Annotated in this window: 1 protein-coding gene; it reads right to left on the bottom strand. The window is 75.3% G+C overall.

Annotation, left to right across the window (positions count from 1 at the left end):
- Positions 1–235, bottom strand: a 235-nt coding sequence (locus AC0IYH_RS34065) for a hypothetical protein (RefSeq protein ID WP_471838900.1), incomplete at both ends; no start/stop codon positions are given.

The raw sequence follows: 235 nt of genomic DNA, 5'->3' as shown, positions 1-235 counted from the left end.
GGCCGGTGACGGTCAGCGCCACCGGCCCGGCGACGCCCGCCGCCTTCGCCAGCGCGCCGCCGGAAGCGCCTGCTGCGCGCACGTCGATGTCGAAGCGGTCGCGGTCCGGCTGGGCATCGATCGACAGCGCCAGAAGATCGCTGCCCGAGACCGCGGCGTCGATCTTCACCAGCGCGCGGCCGGAACGGATGTCCGCTTGCCCGACGACGCGCGCCTCACGCTCGCGGCCCAGGAC

The sequence above is a fragment of the Pseudomonas sp. AC463 genome, assembly GCF_979253585.1.
The sequence above is the reverse complement of the archived record's forward strand: the minus strand, read 5'-3'. Positions and strand labels throughout refer to the sequence as shown.